General features: G+C 56.0%; 19 protein-coding genes and 1 pseudogene. 14 read left to right on the top strand and 6 right to left on the bottom strand.

Features of this window, described 5'->3' with window-relative positions; all coding sequences use genetic code 11:
- Window positions 1-155 precede the first annotated feature (155 nt).
- The 5 genes from BOSE62_RS11505 (at window position 156) to BOSE62_RS11485 (ending at window position 4,680) form a co-directional block, all read left to right on the top strand.
- The gene (locus tag BOSE62_RS11505) at window positions 156-1,148 is read left to right on the top strand and encodes a sterol desaturase family protein (RefSeq protein WP_159646294.1); all 993 of its coding nucleotides are present in this window, start codon (window positions 156-158) and stop codon (window positions 1,146-1,148) included.
- 115 nt (window positions 1,149-1,263) lie between these two features.
- The gene (locus BOSE62_RS11500) at window positions 1,264-1,938 is read left to right on the top strand and encodes a hypothetical protein (RefSeq protein ID WP_159646291.1); all 675 of its coding nucleotides are present in this window, start codon (window positions 1,264-1,266) and stop codon (window positions 1,936-1,938) included.
- A gap of 255 nt (window positions 1,939-2,193) precedes the next feature.
- Window positions 2,194-2,589, top strand: coding sequence for a hypothetical protein (locus tag BOSE62_RS11495; RefSeq protein ID WP_201295671.1), 396 nt, complete (start codon window positions 2,194-2,196; stop codon window positions 2,587-2,589).
- Between the two features lie 295 nt (window positions 2,590-2,884).
- Window positions 2,885-3,466 carry an ANTAR domain-containing response regulator gene (locus BOSE62_RS11490; protein ID WP_159646288.1) on the top strand — a complete coding sequence of 194 codons (582 nt, stop codon included), beginning with the start codon at window positions 2,885-2,887 and terminating at the stop codon, window positions 3,464-3,466.
- Complete coding sequence (locus BOSE62_RS11485) at window positions 3,463-4,680, top strand: CmpA/NrtA family ABC transporter substrate-binding protein (RefSeq protein ID WP_159646285.1); 1,218 nt, start codon at window positions 3,463-3,465, stop codon at window positions 4,678-4,680. The genes BOSE62_RS11490 and BOSE62_RS11485 overlap by 4 nt, the downstream gene beginning before the upstream one ends.
- Here BOSE62_RS11485 and BOSE62_RS11480 read toward each other — a convergent pair.
- Window positions 4,653-4,934, bottom strand: a complete 282-nt coding sequence (locus tag BOSE62_RS11480) for a hypothetical protein (protein WP_159646282.1) — start codon at window positions 4,932-4,934, stop codon at window positions 4,653-4,655. The two genes, BOSE62_RS11485 and BOSE62_RS11480, sit on opposite strands and share 28 nt — an antisense overlap.
- Here BOSE62_RS11480 and BOSE62_RS11475 point away from each other — a divergent pair.
- The 8 genes from BOSE62_RS11475 to cobA are packed head-to-tail and all read left to right on the top strand — an operon-like array spanning window position 4,934 to window position 16,713.
- The gene (locus BOSE62_RS11475) at window positions 4,934-6,346 is read left to right on the top strand and encodes a CmpA/NrtA family ABC transporter substrate-binding protein (RefSeq protein WP_201295670.1); all 1,413 of its coding nucleotides are present in this window, start codon (window positions 4,934-4,936) and stop codon (window positions 6,344-6,346) included. The two genes, BOSE62_RS11480 and BOSE62_RS11475, sit on opposite strands and share 1 nt — an antisense overlap.
- 28 nt (window positions 6,347-6,374) lie before the next feature.
- On the top strand, window positions 6,375-7,442 hold the full coding sequence (locus BOSE62_RS11470) for an ABC transporter permease (RefSeq protein WP_159646279.1): 1,068 nt from the start codon (window positions 6,375-6,377) through the stop codon (window positions 7,440-7,442).
- A 10-nt stretch (window positions 7,443-7,452) separates the two neighbouring features.
- On the top strand, window positions 7,453-9,180 hold the full coding sequence (locus BOSE62_RS11465; protein WP_236553994.1) for an ABC transporter ATP-binding protein: 1,728 nt from the start codon (window positions 7,453-7,455) through the stop codon (window positions 9,178-9,180).
- Window positions 9,181-9,227: 47 nt separating this feature from the next.
- Window positions 9,228-10,460, top strand: coding sequence for an alginate export family protein (locus BOSE62_RS11460; protein WP_159646276.1), 1,233 nt, complete (start codon window positions 9,228-9,230; stop codon window positions 10,458-10,460).
- Between the two features lie 16 nt (window positions 10,461-10,476).
- Entirely contained in the window at window positions 10,477-12,984 is a 2,508-nt protein-coding gene (nirB, locus tag BOSE62_RS11455; RefSeq protein ID WP_159646273.1) for a nitrite reductase large subunit NirB, read from the top strand.
- On the top strand, window positions 12,981-13,325 hold the full coding sequence (gene nirD, locus BOSE62_RS11450; protein ID WP_159646270.1) for a nitrite reductase small subunit NirD: 345 nt from the start codon (window positions 12,981-12,983) through the stop codon (window positions 13,323-13,325). Before nirB ends, nirD begins: the two co-directional genes overlap by 4 nt.
- Complete coding sequence (locus BOSE62_RS11445) at window positions 13,322-15,916, top strand: nitrate reductase (protein WP_159646267.1); 2,595 nt, start codon at window positions 13,322-13,324, stop codon at window positions 15,914-15,916. Before nirD ends, BOSE62_RS11445 begins: the two co-directional genes overlap by 4 nt.
- Window positions 15,913-16,713, top strand: coding sequence for a uroporphyrinogen-III C-methyltransferase (gene cobA / locus BOSE62_RS11440; RefSeq protein WP_159646265.1), 801 nt, complete (start codon window positions 15,913-15,915; stop codon window positions 16,711-16,713). The genes BOSE62_RS11445 and cobA overlap by 4 nt, the downstream gene beginning before the upstream one ends.
- A gap of 251 nt (window positions 16,714-16,964) precedes the next feature.
- On the opposite strand, the gene arsH is transcribed toward cobA, so the two are convergent.
- The 5 genes from arsH to BOSE62_RS11410 form a co-directional block, all read right to left on the bottom strand.
- The gene (gene arsH, locus BOSE62_RS11435; RefSeq protein WP_159646262.1) at window positions 16,965-17,675 is read right to left on the bottom strand and encodes an arsenical resistance protein ArsH; all 711 of its coding nucleotides are present in this window, start codon (window positions 17,673-17,675) and stop codon (window positions 16,965-16,967) included.
- Window positions 17,668-18,090 carry an arsenate reductase (glutaredoxin) gene (gene arsC / locus BOSE62_RS11430; RefSeq protein WP_159646259.1) on the bottom strand — a complete coding sequence of 141 codons (423 nt, stop codon included), beginning with the start codon at window positions 18,088-18,090 and terminating at the stop codon, window positions 17,668-17,670. The genes arsH and arsC overlap by 8 nt, the downstream gene beginning before the upstream one ends.
- 131 nt (window positions 18,091-18,221) lie before the next feature.
- On the bottom strand, window positions 18,222-18,626 hold the full coding sequence (locus tag BOSE62_RS11425) for an OsmC family protein (RefSeq protein WP_159646256.1): 405 nt from the start codon (window positions 18,624-18,626) through the stop codon (window positions 18,222-18,224).
- Complete coding sequence (locus BOSE62_RS11420) at window positions 18,619-19,488, bottom strand: arsenate reductase/protein-tyrosine-phosphatase family protein (RefSeq protein WP_201295668.1); 870 nt, start codon at window positions 19,486-19,488, stop codon at window positions 18,619-18,621. The genes BOSE62_RS11425 and BOSE62_RS11420 overlap by 8 nt, the downstream gene beginning before the upstream one ends.
- Before the next feature lie 147 nt (window positions 19,489-19,635).
- Window positions 19,636-19,968 carry an ArsR/SmtB family transcription factor gene (locus BOSE62_RS11410; protein WP_159646253.1) on the bottom strand — a complete coding sequence of 111 codons (333 nt, stop codon included), beginning with the start codon at window positions 19,966-19,968 and terminating at the stop codon, window positions 19,636-19,638.
- A 93-nt stretch (window positions 19,969-20,061) separates the two neighbouring features.
- On the opposite strand from BOSE62_RS11410, the pseudogene BOSE62_RS11405 reads away from it, so the two are divergent.
- A pseudogene (locus tag BOSE62_RS11405) lies at window positions 20,062-20,244 on the top strand (AMP-binding enzyme); the annotation flags it as partial.
- Window positions 20,245-20,404: the final 160 nt, after the last annotated feature.

Raw genomic sequence — 20,404 nt, 5'->3', positions numbered from 1 at the left:
ATATTACGCTTGACGTATTTGATAATATCAATACGATAGCCGTTATATCAAAAAATAAGAATCGTTCACAGGAGAGAAACTGCATTACCGGGCCGGTTGCACGGCGGGTAGGCAGCGATTCTGGGGCCTTGGGGCCTCACCAAGGAGGTCTCGCTATGAACGGAGTTCGGGTAGGAAAAAGGATCATCGGAGCTGACGCGCCAGTCACCGTCGGATGGGAAAATATCGGCAGGGTTGAAGGCGGTCCGGCGAAACAGATCTTCTTCACATATTTCCAGCCGACCGTGCTCTTTGCCGTGCTCGCCTTCTGGTATTATGCGCCCAATTCCATTGCTGTAGCATCCACGGCCATCATGATCGGGATCGCTTTCAAGCTGTTCCTGCTGGGGCTCGAATGGGTCAATCCGCGTTATGACAGCTGGCGGCTCACCTGGAAGGAATTTGCTACCGATCTGTTCTATGTCGGTCTCGGTTACACGCTTCTTCGCATGGTTGACAATTATATCGGCGACGGTGTGATGATCGAAGCCATCCAGAGTTCTTTTGACTGGGACAAATTTGCTTGGTTCACCGGATTGCCGCTACTGGTCCAGGCGCTTTTGATCTCGCTGATTTTTGAATTCGGCCAATATTGGATGCACCGCGGAATGCACAACTGGTATCCGCTCTGGCTGACCCACGCGCCGCATCACTACATCACCCAGTTGAACATCAACAAGGGGGCTGTTGGCAATCCGATCGAACTGTTCCTGATCGGGCTGGGCATCGGCGGCTTCTTCGATTTCATCCCGCGGGCCTTTCTGCTCGCCGGCGCGATCGGCCTCACGGTTGGCGTTTACCAGCACATCAACGTTCGTTTCAATAGTCCCCGCTGGTGGCGGTTCCTGTTCAACACCACCGAGCACCACAGTGTGCACCACTCGCAAGATTATGAAGCGACGCGCAGCAATTATGGGGCCAGCTGGATCATATTCGACCGTCTTTTCGGAACCTGTGTTGACGGCGAGGCGGAATTGCTCGGGATGGAAGGCGGGCGCCGCATGCCGATCAACGAAACGATGACCTTCCCGTTTACGGAAGGCTATAAGTCGATCAAGTCCCGGATCAAGGATCGCCGGGAGCCACCGACCGCGATACCGGCCGAATAGTTGGCCATTTTGCCCCTGCCTGAAACGACTTTCTTTCAGAATGGGTCATCTTTGCAAATGAGCATCGCTATGCGGTGGGCATTCCGTCTCCTGAAAAATTCCAGAGGAATTGTAAGTGAAATTGCCTTTCATTGACCGGATCTGGCGTGTGAAGGGCTTGTTGCCCCTTGAAACGCCAATGTCGCCAGCAACGGCATTCGACAGGCTTGATCCGCTGTTCCAGACCAATGGTACAAGCTACGAGATAGACGGCGATACGCTGACATTCAGGAAGCATAATCCTGCCGCCCAGGACAGGCTGGCGACCTTTACCCGTGGCACGCTGACGGTGGGCGAGCGGGAAGGACGTTCGGTCCTTGCCTATAATGTCACCAGCCCGGCCCTGCTGGCCTGCTTTCTCGCGCCGTTACTCTTTGTGGCCCTGGGCCAGGTTAATGTTGCGATTGGCGAGTATGAAAAATCCAAAGCCGAAGCGGCGGAACAGGCCGGAAAAGCCGACGATGAATCGAAAAAGGATGACGAAGCGGACAAGGATGTGAAGTTGCACTGGCTGGACGTAGCCATGGGGGCACCGGCACCCGAAAAGCCCGACGAGAAAGACAAAGAAAAAGACAAATATGAAAAATACTCGCCCAAGACGGCTTATATCCTCGCGGCAATTTTCGCTACGCTTTATCTGGTAGGGCGGATTCTCGAGCCGTGGTTGCTCCGATCCATCTTCCGCAAGAAACTGTACGACACACCGCCGATTGATGACATGGATCCCGCCGAACGACTTAGCCGCGAATGATCGTCAAACTGCCTTACCATCAATAGCTGCCATATCATCGTCAGTTCGCAGATCGATAAGTCCGAGATCGCGCGAAGCCAAGTCCGGAGCTCGCTTTGGCCGCTCAGGCCGATGAATGAACAAATAAAAATGAGGATAGCCTGGACTATAATGGTGCGCGACGCATACAGTCGCATACGGGTCTCATCGTGAATTCCCCTGTTATCGGGGAACCAACAGGGAAAATTAGTCATTTTGGTCCCAGAACAGGCCGATTTGACCGATCGTTTCCTGCCAGAAGTAGACATTGACCTGGGCCTGACGGGCTTCAGTTCTGGCGAGATCGACGTTGCACCTGGTGAAATGAACGAAGCCGAGTTCAGGATGTTCCTTGCTGAAACTTTGGGTGCTTGCGCTACAGTATCACGCAGCGGAACAGTCCATTTCATATGCATGGACTGGCGTCACATGCATGAGGTCACCGCTTCGGTCGGTGATATTGTCGGCTTCCGCGGGATCCAATTTCTTGCGTCCGGGACGGCTTACTATTCAGGAACAGCAGAAGATATGGAGCGGGGTGCGCACGCCCGGCAAAGTGAATTGGCCCGACTGGGGGGAAGTCAAAGGGTGAATTGCTTTGTTCGCCCGACTTGCGGCCAGTCGAACTTATGAGATGGGACGTTAATGCCGTCGTTCCCATCGGGCAATGATCTTGTCTGTTTTGCGCCCCAATTCTCGTCATTGCCACGGTCAATGACAGATTCTGCAAGCCGCCCTTTAGGGCGCAGAATTTACCGACATTCAGATGGTGACGACTTGGTAAGAGGCGGTTTGTCCGGTTTTTGCAGCAAAGAGGAAAAGCGGCCGCTGCGATTGGTGGCTCAATGATAGATTGATCCTTCATATTGCACCTGCGAACAAAAAGGCGTTAGACTGCCCACAGTCACTTCCGCAAACGGAGTCGCAATTGCGTATCGCTGTTATCGATGAAAACCCCGTTCGCGCGGCTATAATTGAAGACGGGCTCGCCGAAGTGGGTGAGCGCGATGTTTTTGTGATTTCGGAGCGTTCGGGAATGGCGCGGGCTATTGAAACGATAGACCCCGAGGTCATCCTGATCGACCTTGGCAATCCCTCCCGCGATATGCTGGAAGAATATTTTGCCGTTAGCCGTGCGGTTTCCCGCCCGATTGCCATGTTTGTCGAGCAATCCGATGAAGATACGATTGCGGCAGCCATTGATGCTGGGGTTTCTGCCTATATTGTTGATGGGCTTTCGCAGCGCCGAATGAAGCCCATTCTCGATTTGGCCGTAAGACGGTTTCAGGCCTTTTCCCGCTTGCAAGCGGAGCTGAAAGAAGCGCGTGATGCGCTGTCTGATCGCACGATAATTGACAGTGCCAAGAAAATATTGATCGGGAAACGGAAAATGAGCGAACCGGAAGCCCACAAGCTGCTGCGCGATCACGCCATGAACAGCAATAAACGCATGGCGGAGATCGCAGAGGCCATCGTCACGGCTGAGAAACTATTGGGAGGCGGGTTGTGAGCATCGATCAAATCAATATCGGTTTTTTGCCGCTGGTCGACGCGGCTTTGCCAATCCTGGCCCAAGAACACGGCTTTGCCGAAGAACAGGGGCTGCATCTAAACTTCATTCGGGACGTGAGCTGGGCATCTGTATTGGACAGGCTGCTATATGGTCATACCGACGCTGCGCATTTGCTCGCACCGCTTGCGATCGCCACGACGCTCGGTCGCGGGCGACCGGCCAAGCCCCTGTCCGTCCCGTTTGTCCTGGGGTTGAACGGCAACGCCATTACCATGTCCCACATCCTGGCGGACAAAGTGGCCCCTGTCGGAAGGCTCGGTGATCCGGTCGCCGTCGGAGAAAAATTGAAGGCCGAAATCGCCGAACGTGCACGGAGTGGAAGTCGCGTTCGATTTGGTGTTGTTCACCGCTATTCCGGTCACAATTACAAGTTGCGCTATTGGCTAGCACAATGCGGTATCGCGCCGGACACCGATGTTGATATCGTAACCATTGCCCCACCGTTCGCTGCCGATGCGCTGGCGAATGACGAGGTAGACGGAATATGTGTTGGTGAGCCATGGAATAGCGTTGCCGTCGAGCGCGGCGTAGGTCGGATCGTTCTGGTCACGGCACAAATCTGGCGGCGCGGTGTCGAAAAGGTACTGGCGATGCCGGCTGATAAGCTAGATGATAATCGGGACAAGTTTGAACGCTTGGTTCGAGCGCTACATTTTGCCGCCAAGCATTTTGTCGATCCGGTAAATTGGGATGCCAATGCCGCGATACTGGCGCGGAAAGAGTATCTCGACGGCTCGGCGAGGCTGATCAATCGGGCAATATCGGACCGGATCATGCTGACGGCCGGTGCTCCGCCTCTGGATGCGCCAGATTTCATGTTCCAATATCGAGAAGCAGCAAACTTCCCCTGGAAAAGTCAGGCGGCGTGGCTGTATTCGCAATTGTTGCGCTGGGATCACCTTGCCTATAATGCGAATGACCAACTGCGCGCCGAACAGGTTTTTCAGCCCAATGTTTATCGTACCGCGTTGAAGGGACTCGATACACCGATGCCCGGAGCCAATGCCAAACTGGAAGGCAGCGTGAGCGACAGCCTGCCGGTCGGTTCGACTCAGGGGCGATTGACGCTAGGCGCAAATCCGTTTTTCGATGGTCGGGTTTTTGATCCGATGGCGGTACAGAACTATTTGGATTCCTTGCCTAAATCCTGACCTTTGTTGCGATGCAGTATTTTTTCTTGCCTTTTCTTTCCCGCTAATGTTATTTGATTCGGGACGGGAAAACTCCCGACACAATATTTACCGGTTTGTCCAATGGCGGGCAAACGCATGGTAGAACGATCTACAATCGAATAGGCAATGTCGCCGCCCAAGCCAGTCTGAACGACTGTCGCTTGAGGCGGTTTTTTTGCGTGTTTTGTCGTTCCACCCTGACGTTGCCCGGCAAAGAAAAAGGGATTGAGCAATGAAATCGAACCGCCGCAATTTTCTTCTCATGGCTGCCTGTGCAGTGGCTTTGTCTGCATGCGGAAGCGGTGGCGACAGTTCTTCCAATAGCGGCGAGACGGTTAAGCCCGCCACCCGGGATGGCGCGATCGAAAAACCGGTTTTGAAACTTGGGTTCATCAAGCTCACCGATATGGCGCCGCTTGCCGTTGCCAAGGAAAAGGGATTTTTCGCGGAAGAAGGTTTGAACGTTACCCTCGAACCGCAGGCGAATTGGAAAGTGTTGCTCGATGGTGTCATCGGCGGTCAACTCGATGGCGCACATATGCTGGCCGGGCAGCCGCTCGCCGCGACAATCGGCTATGGGACCAAGGCGGATCTCATCGCTCCGCTTTCGCTCGACCTCAACGGCAATGCGATCACACTGTCGAACAAGGTCTGGGCCCAGATCGAGCCGGGTCTTAAAAAAAATTCGGATGGAAAGCCCGTACACCCGATCAGCGCTTCAGTCCTAAAACCGGTGATTGCGAATTACAAATCGCAGGGCAAGCAATTCAAGATGGGCATGGTCTTTCCGGTTTCCACCCACAATTACGAGCTGCGTTACTGGCTGGCAGCGGGCGGTGTTGACCCCGGATATTACACCCCTGGCGATGTTGGCGGGACGGTTGGTGCCGAAGCAGCGCTTTCGGTTACCCCACCGCCGCAGATGCCGGCAACGATGGAAGCCGGCACGATTGACGGCTATTGCGTAGGTGAACCCTGGAATCAGGCGGCCGTGCAAAAGAAAATCGGTGTTCCGGTGATTACCGATGACGAAATCTGGAAAAAGAACCCGGAAAAAGTCCTCGGCCTGCGCAAGGATTTTGCCGAGAAATATCCCGCGACTACGGCCGCCATGCTCCGCGCGATTATCAAGGCACAGCAATGGTTGGACGTCGATGGCGGCAAGAATCGCGTGGAAGCGGTGAAAATTCTAGCGCGATCCAATTATGTGGGAGCAGACGAGGCTGTCATCGGAGCCTCGATGACAGGCGAGTTCACGTTTCAGGCGGGCGACACACGGCCGGCACCAGACTTCAACATCTTCTTCAACGATTATGCCGGCTATCCCTTTTACTCGGATGCAATCTGGTATCTCACCCAGATGCGGCGTTGGGGACAGATTGCCGAAGACCAGACCGATCAATGGTATTTCGATACAGCAAAGGCGGTCTACCGGCCTGATCTCTATCTGACCGCCGCGAAAAAACTGGCGGACGAAGGGGTCATACCCGCCGACAGTATTCCGGAGTCGGACGGCTTCAAGGATGAACAATCGGGCTTTATCGATGGCATCATTTATGATGGCAGGGCTCCGAATGCCTATCTCGCGAAATTCCCCATCGGTCTAAAGGCTGGTCAGAAAGTGACCAATTCCGGCGTCAACTAAGCTTCTGATGAATAAAGGAACCAAAGACATGGCGACCGTCGCTGCGAACCCAATAGAGCCCGATACCGGTCTTGAAGATACGGTGAAGTCAAGGCAACTCAATGGCGCTGTCGATGCCGATCCCGCTACACGGGTTGCTACGAGTTCCAATGCGCCGAACCGGAGCTTCCTTGATCCTCAAATGTTGGTTGCCTGGACGAAAAGCCTCGCCGCACCGATCGTTGGAATTCTGGCTTTTCTGGCTCTGTGGGCGGTTCTTGCGCCGCAGGTAGACACTTCGCTCGGCAGTCTGCCGGGACCGGTCGAAGTTTCGGCTCAGGGCGTAGCGCTTTTTGATGAATGGACCGCTATCCAAGAACAGAAAGCGGAATTTTATACTGCTCAGGACGCCAGAAATGCAGCTGCAGTTGCCAATGGTGGCGAAACACGGAATTTTGAATTTAGTGGTCCGCCCACTTTTCTGGACCAGATCTGGACGTCCCTGGCGACGGTGGCCCTGGGCTTCGCTCTGGCCACGATAATCGCCGTGCCGCTCGGCCTGATCTGCGGACTGTCCAAAACATTCAACGCCGCGATCAACCCGATCGTACAGATCATGAAACCAGTCAGTCCGCTGGCTTGGCTTCCGATTGTTACCATGGTGATTTCGGCAACGATGACCGATCCGGATCCGACCTTACCAAAAAGCTTTGTAATTTCTGCGATCGTCGTGATGCTTTGTTCGCTCTGGTCGACGCTTATCAACACCGCGATCGGCGCCGCATCGATCGACAAGGACTTACTCAACGTCGGCAAGGTGCTTCGGCTTGGCTGGTTTGCCAAACTCACTCGTCTGGTTCTGCCCTCTGCGCTCCCCTATATTTTTACCGGCATGCGCCTGTCGCTTGGCGTGGGCTGGATGGTTCTGATCGCCGCGGAAATGCTCGCGCAAAACCCCGGACTTGGCAAATTTGTCTGGGACGAATTCCAGAACGGATCCAGCCAGTCGCTCGCCCGCATCATGTTCGCTGTCATCGTGATCGGCCTGATCGGTTTCCTGCTCGACCGGATCATGATGCTTCTGCAAAATTTCGCCAGTCGCAATCGTACGGTTTGAGGAGGATATTGTGACCCATAGCCTTCCCATCCTATCCCTGAACAACGTCAGCAAGTCCTTTGTCGACGGGTCCGGAATCCGGACTGATGTTCTCGACAACATCAACCTTGATGTCGCCGAGGGAGAGTTTATCGCCATTCTCGGTTTTTCCGGTGCCGGCAAGACCACATTGATAAATTGCATCGCCGGACTGGCCGAAGCCGATAGCGGGGAAGTGCTGGTCAAGGGCGCGCCGTGCGAAGGACCGGGCAAGGATCGTGGCTTGGTCTTCCAGAGCTATTCGTTGTTCCCCTGGCTGAGCGTTGAAGCCAATGTCGCACTGGCGGTCGATGCGGTTCATCAGGACAAGTCCAGGGAAGAGCGCGCGGCGCTGGTGCGTCAGAAAATCGAACTGGTCGGTCTGGATCACGCGATGGATCGCAAGCCGGCCCAGCTGTCGGGAGGCATGCGGCAGCGCGTCGCGGTTGCGCGCGCCCTTGCGATGGAGCCCGAAATCCTGCTGATGGACGAGCCTTTGTCGGCGCTCGATGCGCTGACCCGGGCAAAATTGCAGGACGAGATCGAGCGCATCCGCAAACACGAAAAGCGGACGATTGTTCTGGTAACCAACGATGTGGATGAAGCGCTGCTGCTTGCCGACAGTGTGGCGATCCTGACCCCGGCCCCATCGGCCACCATTGGCAAGATATTCGATGTCGATATCGAGCGTCCCCGCCAGCGCGAGGCAATGAATGAAGATGCGGCATATAAAACCCTGCGCAATAAGATTGTTGGCTATCTTGATATATTGAGCAGTGATCAAAAAGCGGTTGCGTCCGAATCCGCGGATCTGCCGGATATCACGCCCCTGGACCTCTCAGGCGCGCAAGAAGGCGAGCAGACGAATTTGCCGCAGGCCTATCTTGATGCAGCACAAAGCCCGATCAAAACGCGCTATCTCGAGTTTTTCAAACTCAAGAAAATCTACCCAACGCCCAAAGGTCCGCTGACGGTGGTCGAGGATGTAAATATCCTGATGGACAAGGGGGAGTTTATTTCGCTGATTGGCCACTCCGGTTGCGGCAAGTCAACCGTGCTCACAATGGCTGCCGGACTGAACGAGATCAGCGATGGCGGGATCATATTGGACGGACGGGAAGTTGATGTTGCCGGGCCCGACAAGGCCGTCGTATTCCAGGCTCCGTCATTGATGCCATGGCTGACCGCCAGACAGAATGTCGCCCTCGGCGTGGAACGGGTCTATCCGCACAGCACGCGTTCGGAACGCAAGGACATCATCGAATATTATCTGGACCGCGTTGGTCTTGGCGATGCCATGGACAAAACCGCCGCCGACATGTCGAACGGCATGCGCCAGCGGGTTGGCATAGCGCGCGCTTTCGCTTTGTCTCCCAAATTGCTGTTGCTCGACGAGCCCTTTGGCATGCTCGACAGCCTCACCCGCTGGGATCTCCAGGATGTCTTGATCGAGGTTTGGAACCGAACGAAAGTCACCGCCATCATGGTCACCCATGATGTTGATGAGGCGATATTGCTCGCCGACCGGGTGGTGATGATGACGAATGGCCCTCAGGCTACCATTGGCAAGATACTCGATGTCGATCTGCCACGGCCACGTGATCGCAAGGCGCTGCTCGAACATCCGAAATTTTACGCTTACCGGCAGGAAGTCCTGCAGTTTCTGGCCGAATATGAACATGGAAATCCGAACAAGAGCACGCAGCAGGAAGCGGCCTGAACCGAGAGGATGCCCGGCACGAGAGATGATCTTTGACAGGGAAGAAAATGAAAAAAAGAAATATCATTTCGATTGGACTATTATCGGGAGTCGCGCTGGCGACACCTTCCTTTGCCCTGGCGAAGACCGGCGATCCGGTGGTGGTTGCCGAAGGTTTGACCCTGGATCCGATTTTCGACGCCCGGCTTGCATACGAGCATGTCGACCAGCCGTTAACCAGCGCGGACTCTTTGACATTGCGGACACGCGCTGGTTTGGAACTGGCCAGTGATATCGGGCTTTCATTTCTCGTCGAGAGCGAAGCGACGCTGGGCATTATAAATGACTATAATGACACCAATGCAGGCAATGGCGTCGAACCATTTTCCGTCGTCGCCGACCCGGAAAATATCGAACTGAACCGCATTCAGCTGAAATTCGCCAAGAAGGACAAGGGCAGCCTCACCGTCGGGCGCCAGAGAATCAACATTGATGACCAGCGTTTCGTGGGCAGCGTTGGCTGGCGGCAGAATGAACAGACTTTCGATGCCATCAGTGCATCGCTCACGGCGCTGAAACCTCTGACGCTGGAAGCCGCTTATGCCGTTTCCCAGCGCACGATATTTGGCGCGGACGCCGGAACGCGCGAAGCTTTTGATGGAGACCTGATATTCTTGGGCGCAGGCGTAAAAGCCGGGCCGGTCAATCTGAAGGGCTTTGCCTATCTGCTCGACTTTGACGCCGGCCAGCCGGTTTCGCTGAATTCTTCGGCCACCTACGGCCTGCGTGCAACAGCCAAGCTTCCGGTTTCCGAAGGTTTTACGCTAAATCTCGCGGGCAGCTATGCTGTGCAGAAAGACTATAAAGCCAATCCCGCCAATTATTCGGTCGACTATATCGCCGGTTCGGTCGGCACGTCCTTTTCCGGCTTCGGCCTGACGCTGGGTTACGAAAGCCTGGGTGCCGATCGCGCAGGAAATCGGTTCCAGACCCCGCATGCCACATTGCACAAGTTCAACGGCTGGGCGGATGTCTTCCTCAGCACGCCGCCGGCGGGGCTGGAAGACAAATATGTCAGCATCAGCAAGAAGGTCAATCTGCTCGGCGGTATCACCGCAAGCGCAGCCTATCATGATTTTCGCAGCGATGTCGGCAGCATCAAATACGGCACGGAATTTGATGCAGCACTCAACTTCAAGGTCAGCATCTTCAGCGTCGGTCTCAAATACGCCAACTACAACGCCGACAGCTATGGCGTCGATACGGAGAAATTCTGGCTGCGGCTGGGATATAGTTTTTAACAACTGGAATTTGTAAATGAATGCACCGGTTATAACTAACGTTCAGCAGGAAAAGGCTTCCGGGCAGGCCCGTGAACGCCTTGTCGTCATTGGCAATGGCATGGCCGGTTGTCGTGCCGTGGAGGAAATTCTCGCCCGTGATGGGGACCGCTATGCGATCACCATCTTTGGAGCGGAACCCCGGGTCAACTATGACCGGATCATGCTGTCTCCGGTTCTGGCCGGCGACAAGAGCTTCGAAGACATCATTATCAATGATCAAAGCTGGTATGATGATAACGGCATAGAATTGGTTAGCGGCGATGCTGTCATAGCGATCAAACGCGAAGCCAGAGAGGTGGTCAGTGCCTCGGGCCGGGTGACGCCATATGATCGGCTGCTGATTGCCACGGGGTCCGATCCGTTCATCATTCCGGTGCCGGGACACAAGCTGCCGGGCGTTATCACCTTCCGCGATCTTGATGACGTCGACAAAATGCTGACAGCGGCAGAGACCGGCGGCAATGCCGTCGTGATCGGCGGCGGTCTTCTGGGGTTGGAAGCGGCGCACGGTCTCTCCCTGCGCGGGATGAAGGTCACCGTCTTGCATTTGATGCCGACCCTGATGGAGCGACAGCTGGATGAAGCGGCAGGTTTTCTGCTGCGAAGCGAGCTGGAACGGCGCGGGCAAACGATCATTACCCAGGCCGATACTGCGGAAATATTGGGAGACAGCCATGTCACTGGCGTAAAGCTCAAGGACGGGACCGAAATCGAGGCCGATCTTGTCGTCATGGCGGTCGGGATTAAGCCGTCGACAGGTCTGGCCAAACTGGCGGAACTGGAAGTCGAGCGCGGCATCGTCGTGGACGACAATATGGTAACCAGCGATCCGGCGATAGTGGCGGTCGGGGAATGCGTGCAGCATCGCGGCGCCTGCTACGGGCTGGTCGCACCTCTGTGGGAAATGTGCCGGGCTCTCGCGGATTTCATGACCAGCACTCCATCCGGATATGTCGGTTCCGTTACCGCGACCAAACTGAAAGTGTCCGGGATCAACCTGTTCTCTGCCGGCGATTTTTCTGGCGGCGCCGACACCGAAGACATTGTCATGCGCGACGCGTCCCGCGGGGTTTACAAGCGGGTGGTGGTGAAGGGAGACCGGTTGATCGGAGCTGTGCTATACGGAGACACAGCAGACGGCAGTTGGTATTTCGATCTTCTGAAACGCCAAGAAGACATATCCGATATCCGCGAAGCGCTTATTTTTGGTCAGGCTTTTGCTTCAGGAGGGGCCACGCTGGACCCTGATAGCGCCGTTGCAGCATTGTCCCAAGACGCAGAAATCTGCGGCTGCAACGGCGTAACCAAGGGACAGGTTGTCGCGTGCATCGATGGCGGAGCCGGCGACCTCGACAGTGTTCGCGCCGGTTGCAAGGCATCGGCCAGTTGCGGATCCTGCACAGGCCTGGTGGAAAGTTTGCTCAGCCTCTCTTTGGGTGACGATTATGACGGCGAACGCAAGGTTACGCCAATGTGCAAATGTACCAGTTTCACGCATGAGGATGTGCGGCGCAATATCCTCGAAAAAGAGCTGAAGTCGATTCCTCAGGTGATGCAGGAACTGCACTGGACCACGGCAGACGGCTGCGCTTCCTGTCGTCCGGCGCTCAACTATTATCTGCTGTGCGCCTGGCCCACGGAGCATGAAGAAGACCCGCAAAGCCGGTTCGTCAACGAGCGGATGCACGCGAATATCCAGAAAGACGGTACCTATTCGGTTGTCCCCAGAATGTGGGGCGGGATTACCACCCCGAACGAGTTGCGCGCGATTGCCGATGCCGCCGACAAATATGAAGCGCGGCTGGTGAAGGTCACCGGCGGCCAAAGGCTGGATATTTTCGGTATCAAGAAAGAGGATCTCCCGGCAATCTGGGCCGACCTGAACGCCGCCGGGATGGTGTCCGGCCATGCTTATGGCAAGGCGCTGCGCACGGTCAAAACCTGTGTCGGTAGCGAATGGTGCCGCTTTGGTACGCAGGACTCGACCGGTCTCGGGATCAAGGCCGAACAGATGACCTGGGGCAGCTGGATGCCGCATAAATTCAAGATCGCCGTGTCGGGCTGTCCGCGCAATTGTGCAGAGGCATCGATCAAGGATCTCGGAATCATCTGTGTCGACAGTGGCTATGAACTGAGCGTTGGCGGTAATGGCGGGATCCATCTGCGCGGCACCGACTTCCTCTGCAAGGTCGAAACCGAAGAGCAGGCGCTCGAATATATGGCCGCCTTCATCCAGCTCTACCGGGAGGAAGCGCGCTATCTCGATCGCACGGCACCGTGGGTCGAAAGGGTCGGTATGGATTATATCAAGGGCCGCATTGTCGAGGACGAGGCGGGTCGCAAGGAATTGCAGGAACGTTTTCTGTTCGCGCAGTCGGTGCATCAGAAGGATCCCTGGGCGGAACGGGTCGCCGGTGCGGAAGGTCATCTGCACAAGCATATCGCCGAAATCCGGCCCTTTTCCGTTCTGGAGCCTGCATGATGGCTGATGCAAGATGGATCGATATCGGCCCGGTCGAGCAGCTGCCGGCTTTGGGAGCGCGGACCCTGCCGGTGCAAGGGGGGCAGGAGATAGCGATATTCCGCACCGCTACGGGGAGCATCCATGCTCTGGCGAACAAATGTCCGCACAAGGCCGGGCCGCTGAGCCAGGGCATTGTCCATGACACCAGCGTCACCTGCCCTCTGCATAACTGGCGGATTTCCCTGCTGACGGGTGAGGCGTTGGGCGAAGACAAGGGTTGCGTGCCCGTTATTCCGGTCAAAATTGACGCAGGCCGGATTTATATCGAACGTGCTTCTGCCCTGGCCGGGGTTGTGTGAAAAAGATTTGCACCACTTGCCCCTATTGCGGCGTTGGTTGCGGTATCAAAGCCGAAATCACCGCCGACCGCGAGATCATCATCAAGGGAGACGAGGACCATCCGGCGAATTTCGGACGGCTTTGTTCCAAGGGCACGCATTTGGCGGAAACGGTCAGTCTCGAAGGACGCCTGCTCTATCCGGAAGTTGCCGGCGAGCGAGCGGAGTGGGACAAGGCTCTCGATCTGGTGGCCAATCGTTTTGCCGATACCGTCCGCGAGCATGGCCCCGACAGCGTCGCATTCTACGTCTCCGGCCAGTTGCTGACCGAGGATTATTATGTCGCCAACAAGCTGATGAAAGGCTTTATCGGCAGCGCCAATATCGACACCAACAGCCGCCTGTGCATGGCCAGCGCGGTTGCCGCCCATGTGCGGGCCTTTGGCGAGGATGTGGTGCCTTGCAGCTATGATGATCTGGAAAATGCCGACCTCGTCCTGCTGGTCGGTTCGAACACCGCATGGTGTCATCCGGTGATCTGGCAGCGCATCGAAAAGGCCCGCAGCGAACGCGGGACGAAGCTGGTGGTTATTGATCCGCGCCGCACCGAAACAGCCGAATGTGCCGATCTCCATTTGCCCATCGCGCTCGACGGGGACGTCGCCTTGTTCAACGCATTGCTCGCCGAGATGATGACAAGGGGATTGCTGGACGAAGATTATTTGCGCGATCATGTGGCGACACCGACCGGATTCTGGAACGGGCTAACCGGCGATCCGGCTTCCGCGGGTATCGATCCCGAACCATTCGATCAGCTTGCCGACCTGGTCGCCGCTCATCCCAAAATGGTCACCCTGTTCAGTCAGGGCGCGAACCAGTCGGCGGGCGGCACCGACAAAGGCAATGCCATTATCAATCTCCATCTGGCCACGGGGAGGATTGGTAAATCGGGAACAGGACCGTTTTCGATAACCGGCCAGCCCAATGCGATGGGCGGGCGGGAGGTAGGCGGGCTGGCATCGATGCTGGCCGTGCACATGGGCTTCTCCGATGCAGAATGCGACGCTGCGCAGTCCTTTTGGAAAAGCCCGACCATTGCCCGCAAACCGGGGCGCAAAGCGGTCGACATGTTCCGCGATGTGCATGAAGGGAAGATCAAGGCGATCTGGGTCATGGCAACCAACCCGGCCGTCTCGATGCCGGATGCAGGCTTGGTCCGCGAGGCATTGGATCGCTGTGATTTTGTCGTGGTGTCCGATGTTATCGCCGAAACCGACACGGCTGCCTATGCCGATGTGAAGCTGCCGGCGCTCGCCTGGGGTGAGAAAAACGGGACCGTCACCAACAGCGAGCGCGTCGTCAGCCGTCAGCGTTCGTTGTTCGCGCCCCCCGGCGAGGCAAAGGCCGATTGGTGGATCGTCCAGGAGGTCGCCCGCCGCATGGGATTTGGCAACGCCTTCGCGTTCGGCGGACCGGCAGATATTTTCCGCGAATATGCCGCCCAAACCGGATTTCACAACGACGGCCAGCGCAAGCTGGATATATCCGAATGGGTCGGCACCAGCGATCGCGAATATGACGACTGGGTGCCGAAAGCCTGGGGTGGTGCATCACCTTTTGTGGAGGGGAAATTCACCTCTGCCGATGGCAAGGCAAGGCTGGTTGTTGTTGCTCCGTCTGCTCCGGCGCCGGTTGATCGTGCATTTCCGCTCCGCCTCAATACAGGCCGCTATCGGGATCAATGGCACACGATGACCCGAACAGGCCTCAGTCCGCGGCTGTCGCAACATCGTCGCGAAGCGCTGGTCGAAATTCACCCGGATGATGCGAGGGAGCGCGCTATTGGTGATGGTACGTTGGCGCGGATCATGACGCCGCAGGGCAATAGCATCTTTCGTGTGCAGATTACCGAGGCGCAACGCAAAGGCGAGATGTTCGTCCCGATGCACTGGACCGATCAGATGAGCGGCGGTGGTCGTGCCAACCGGTTGCCCGATCAAACGGTCGACCCGGTATCGGGCCAACCCGCGTATAAAAATAGTCCGTGCAATATCGAGGCAGTCGGAGCGAAATGGCAAGCCTTTCTGGTCAGCAGCAAGCGACCGGCATTGCCAGCCCTTCTGTATTGGACGAGTGCAAGGATAGCGGGCGGTTGGCTTACCGAAATGGCGGGCGCAGACAATATGGACGTGGACAGACTGCTCCCTGTCGGCGAACATCTCGAAGCCATCGACATGAAACGCGGGATGCGCCGGGTTGCCGTGCGCGATGGCGAAGGCAGGCTGGCGGCCGCGCTTTTCGTGACGCGCGACGGTCAACTTCCATCACGGGAATGGATTGCGGCACAATTGGTCAGCGAGGAACAGGCGGATGCTCCATCCTTGCTCGCAGCACGCCCGAAAGTCGCCGGACCGGATAAGGGCGCAATCCTGTGCGTCTGTTTCAACGTGGGCGTTAAACAGATTGTCGGCGCCATTGGCGAGCAATCGCTCACCAGTCTGGACGATATCGGCACGGCATTGAATGCCGGGACAAATTGCGGCAGTTGCCGCCCTGCGCTTTCCAAATTGCTGATCGAGGCGCAGGACATCAAATTGGAGGCCGCAGAATGACCGAAGCTATCATCCCGCCCGGAACCATATGGCTAGTCGGCGCAGGTCCCGGCGATCCGGATCTTTTGACTCGCAAGGCCGAGAAACTGATCCGCGCTGCCAGCGTCATCTTTTATGACGCCCTTGTTGGTAAAGGCGTGCTGGAACTTGCACCGCTCTCCGCGAGACTTGTTCCTGTTGGCAAGCGATCCGGCCGCCATTCCAAAGACCAGCGCAGCATTAACGACATGCTGGTTGACGCTGCATTGGCGGGAGAACGAGTGGTTCGCCTGAAAGGCGGCGATGTAGGGATTTTTGGTCGTGCGGCAGAGGAAATGGATGCGCTCGCCACACATGGCATTGCCTGTCACATCTGCCCCGGCATAACTGCCGCATCAGCCGCCGCTGCAAGTGCCGGAATATCGCTGACCTTGCGCGGTCTCGCCCGCAAGCTGATATTTGTAACCGCCCACGCAAAAGCGGGCGACGAGCTTGATCTCGATTGGCAGGCGCTGGCGGATCCCAAGGCAACGCTAGCAATCTATATGGGCAAAGGCGCAGCAGCGACCATTTCACGCCAGCTTGTTGCGGCTGGCTTGCCCGCAGACACCCCCGTGCTTCTGATAGAAAACGCCAGCCTTCCCGAAGAGCGTCAATTCAGCACCCGCCTTGATCTGTTGGCACTTTCAGCGAAATCTGCCTTGGGAGATGGCCCCGCCCTGATGCTGATTGGCGAAGCGGCAAGACAGCGGCGACCAGCAAGCGATCTGGACTTTGCATGTACACAGCCAGTACCGACTCGAGCGCCATTCTGTTAACGACAGCTCTGCGGTGATCAAGTTTGGACTTGGATCATCCGCAATCGGGGCTGAAGCAGAAGTTCCTGAAATATGAGTTACGACGGCTGCTGTGTCGGGGTTGCAAGGTTAAATGCAGACATTCCGTAACCGGTCCAGATCTGGGCAGACTGAAATGCCGTCAGGAGACGTCATTCCCAAGGTCGAAGATTGTGCTGATGGTTGCTATTCCACACGCACTATTTACTCGCGCTCGATCGGTCGAGCTGCAATCAAATGGCCTTTTGGTTTACCCTCTGGGATAGTTCAGCTGCACTTTCCTTGCGCTCGCTATAACGTTCCAACAGGTAATCTTTGTTATTTCGGGTCAGCAAAGTAAACTTCGTCAACTCTTCCATGACATCGACCATCCGGTCGTAGAAGGGTGAAGGCTTCATCCTCCCTGCCTCATCAAACTCCAGAAATGCTTTGGGAGTGGAAGACTGGTTAGGAATGGTCAACAATCGCATCCAGCGACCAAGGATACGAAGCTGGTTCACCGCGTTGAAGCTCTGCGACCCGCCACTGACCTGCATCACAGCCAATGTCTTACCCTGTGTCGGCCTGACGCCGCCAAGCGACAGCGGTATCCAGTCAATCTGTGTTTTCATGATGCCTGTCATCGCGCCGTGCCTCTCAGGTGAACACCACACCATGCCTTCGCACCAAGCCATCAGATCACGCAGTTCCTGGACCTTCGGATGATTTGACTCCGCGTCATCTGGTAGCGGCAGGCCAGAAGGCGAATAGGTCCGCGCTTCGGCTCCGAGCCGCGTCAGGATGCGAGCTGCTTCCTCCGTCATCAATCGGCTGAAAGAACGTTCTCTGAGAGAACCATAAAGCAGTAAAATGCGCGGAGCATGCGTTGCCCGCTCTGGCGACAATAGGCGTTCTTCGTCGATTGGTCGGAAATGTTGTTCTTCGAGATTCGGAGTATCAGTCAACTCGATTTCCCTCCGCATCAATCAGCGGCGAGCCATCCTCTTTTTCCATCGGGCCGGGAGGCAGGCTTTGCAGAAGATCCAGCACGGCCTCGCTAGGATGGCAAAGCCGCACGCCTTTTGGCGAACAAACGATGGGGCAGTTGACAAGCACGGGATGCTCCAACATCGCATCAAGAAGCGCCTCGTCGTTTACAGAAGGGTCAAGCAGGCCTAACTCGTCTGCGGGAGATTTTGTCGTTCGAAGCGCCGTGCGCGGTGTTAAATCGGCAGCGGCGAACAAGCCCAAAAGCTGGGGACGTGTCCAGCCTGTTTTTAGATACTCAATAATAACAGGCGCTTCACCGGATGCTTTGATGATGGCCAACACATTGCGCGATGTGCCGCAATCGGGATTGTGGTAAATTACTACGCTCATGCCGTATCTCCGTTAATTGGACACTAGTGCTTCGTCCTTTTGGCAAAGGCAACAAAGGAGAACATAATCGCAGCCTCGGCCCAGTAACGAGCCCATACGCGAAGCGAAAAGACGTTCGGTAGCGAGGCGGCTCATTCGCTCCTCCGTATCGTGCCTTCGAGGTTGGTCGCTTCGGCAACCGTATTTGAGATGGTGCCGAATTTTCGAATATTCTTGTGTAGCAGGTCGAGTCGTCGTTCATTCTCGCTTGTTTCGACGATGATCTCATAGCCGATTGAAGCCATCTTTGGCGGGCTGTCCTGTCGGATGCCGTGCAGTTTGACCACGACCCCTTGCAGATCGAACTCCAACATCGGCGTCACCCGCTCAATGCCTTTGATCATGCAGGCAGCAAGGGAGGCGAGGAACAGCTCCGCAGGATTGAAGGCATCCGCGCGGCCTTTCATGTCCGTATCGAGCGTTATCTGCGCCTGCTTCGTCTCGGCAAGGCTACCATGATCGTCGATTCGGTGGGCGGTTACACTATATTCAAGCATGGCTTGGCTCCGTTCCGGGGATCAGATATTCCTCGGTCTTGTCATCGGGCATATTTGCGAGTTCGGCGTTGGTCAGCCGGGCATAGAGTTCGATTAAATTGCCATCCGGGTCCTTTAGCCACAATTCATGTAGGGGCGTGCCGCGCCAAGTGGTCCGAGGCGGCTTGAAGACTTCGGCGCCCATTTTCAGCGCACGGTCATAGGCGTCAATAACGGCTGCCTTCGACCCAGCATCCAGTCCAAGGTGATAAAGCGTGTCATGGTGGAGCGACTTGCCGTCGGAAACAAGCAGCACGAAATTCAAATTAAGGTCTGGCCGGATGAATGTCGCGAAGCGATGCGTCCATTCTTTTGGCATTACGTCAAGCAGCCAACTGTAAAAGCGAGTGCTTTTCGGAAGATCTCCGACCCTGATACTGGCGTGGAACTCTTGCGACTTTGGCCCCTGCGGCACGTCGATCAGCGCCTCCAGAACCGCAATACGAGTATAGATATTGTCCCGCGCCGCAGCAAAACGGGTGCGCAGATCTTCTGGAGTCAGGCTTGGATCATCACTCGCCGGATCATCGATCGGCCAATGCAGCCGCTTGGTTGCACCAGGTATAACCGGACAAATTTCTTCGGCGCATAGCGTGATGACATAGTCAAAATCGGCGGCATTCATACCATCTACGGACTTGGAGCTATGGCCGCTAATGTCGACGCCGCTCTCCGCCATCGCCTCAATGGCATAGGGATTGAGCTTCGTCGGCTGCGATCCTGCGCTGGCAATTTCGGCTCGGTCGCCAAAGCGTTGGCGGGCGAGCCCTTCGGCCATTTGGCTGCGTGCAGAATTGGCGACACACAAAAAGAGAATTCTCATCGGCTGTCCTTTATTGCTGGGGGAAGGCATTGCGGGTGCGGTTGGCAATCGCGACCAGCGAGAGCATCATCGGCACTTCGACCAGAACTCCAGCCACCGTTGCGAGCGCCGTGCCAGAGTTTAAGCCGAAAAGGGCAAAGCAAAGTCCTAACAGGCACAGGCGATTTCATTGATCACCGGTTGGCAAAGTCCTGGATGACCGCCGCAGCAGTCTTCCATCAGGAAGGCGAGCAGTCCTCTCACTCCGTTCATATCGGCAAAATAGCGGATGCTTCTGCCTTGGCGCTCATTCCTGACAAGTCCAGATTGCGTAAGGATCGAAAGATTGGCCGACATAGTGTTCTGGCGCACGTCGAGTGCATCGCTGATATCACCCGCAAGCATACCTTCCTCTCCAGTCTTGACGAGCAGGCGGAAAACATTGAGCCGGGTAACTTGGCTAAGCGCCGCGAAGGCATTTAGGGCATCTTTATTATCCATATATCATGATATACTGATATATTTATTGTGCGTCAACGTCTGCTTTTTCGGTGTTGCAGTTGAAATGCGGCCAGTCCGCTAACGGCCCAAAATGTCCATGAAGACGGCTTTGTCCATCTGACCGACCGCAAGACCTTCGTGATCATTTCCGGCGGCGTGAATATTTAGCCGCAGGAATGTGAAAATCTTCTTATCGAGCATCCTCTGGTCGTGGATGCTGCAGTTTTTGGCGTGCCCAATATCGATCTGGGTGAAGAAGTGAAGGCGGTGGTGCAGATGATGCCGGGCGAAGGCAAAAGCCGTATTGTCCAAAGCGCGCTGAGATAGGCGGACAAGCTCATCGCCGGGCATTTGATCAGCAATTGCCGGTTTTGCGCAGCTGGATCAAATTTTGAGTAGGTCATTGTCATTCTCTTGGCCGGAATGGGCCAAGAGG

Origin of the sequence: Sphingorhabdus sp. 109, from assembly GCF_902506555.1 — a bacterium.
GTDB lineage: Bacteria > Pseudomonadota > Alphaproteobacteria > Sphingomonadales > Sphingomonadaceae > Parasphingorhabdus.
The sequence above is the reverse complement of the archived record's forward strand: the minus strand, read 5'-3'. Positions and strand labels throughout refer to the sequence as shown.

What these genes read in the sequence shown, in the direction of transcription:
- BOSE62_RS11505 (WP_159646294.1), top strand. Translation starts at nt 156, where the DNA reads ATGAACGGAGTTCGGGTAGGAAAAAGGATCATCGGAGCTGACGCGCCA.
- BOSE62_RS11475 (WP_201295670.1), top strand. Translation starts at nt 4,934, where the DNA reads ATGAAATCGAACCGCCGCAATTTTCTTCTCATGGCTGCCTGTGCAGTG.
- BOSE62_RS11470 (WP_159646279.1), top strand. Translation starts at nt 6,375, where the DNA reads ATGGCGACCGTCGCTGCGAACCCAATAGAGCCCGATACCGGTCTTGAA.
- BOSE62_RS11460 (WP_159646276.1), top strand. Translation starts at nt 9,228, where the DNA reads ATGAAAAAAAGAAATATCATTTCGATTGGACTATTATCGGGAGTCGCG.
- nirB (WP_159646273.1), top strand. Translation starts at nt 10,477, where the DNA reads ATGAATGCACCGGTTATAACTAACGTTCAGCAGGAAAAGGCTTCCGGG.
- nirD (WP_159646270.1), top strand. Translation starts at nt 12,981, where the DNA reads ATGATGGCTGATGCAAGATGGATCGATATCGGCCCGGTCGAGCAGCTG.
- cobA (WP_159646265.1), top strand. Translation starts at nt 15,913, where the DNA reads ATGACCGAAGCTATCATCCCGCCCGGAACCATATGGCTAGTCGGCGCA.
- arsC (WP_159646259.1), bottom strand. Translation starts at nt 18,090, where the DNA reads ATGAGCGTAGTAATTTACCACAATCCCGATTGCGGCACATCGCGCAAT.
- BOSE62_RS11425 (WP_159646256.1), bottom strand. Translation starts at nt 18,626, where the DNA reads ATGCTTGAATATAGTGTAACCGCCCACCGAATCGACGATCATGGTAGC.
- BOSE62_RS11420 (WP_201295668.1), bottom strand. Translation starts at nt 19,488, where the DNA reads ATGAGAATTCTCTTTTTGTGTGTCGCCAATTCTGCACGCAGCCAAATG.
- BOSE62_RS11410 (WP_159646253.1), bottom strand. Translation starts at nt 19,968, where the DNA reads ATGGATAATAAAGATGCCCTAAATGCCTTCGCGGCGCTTAGCCAAGTT.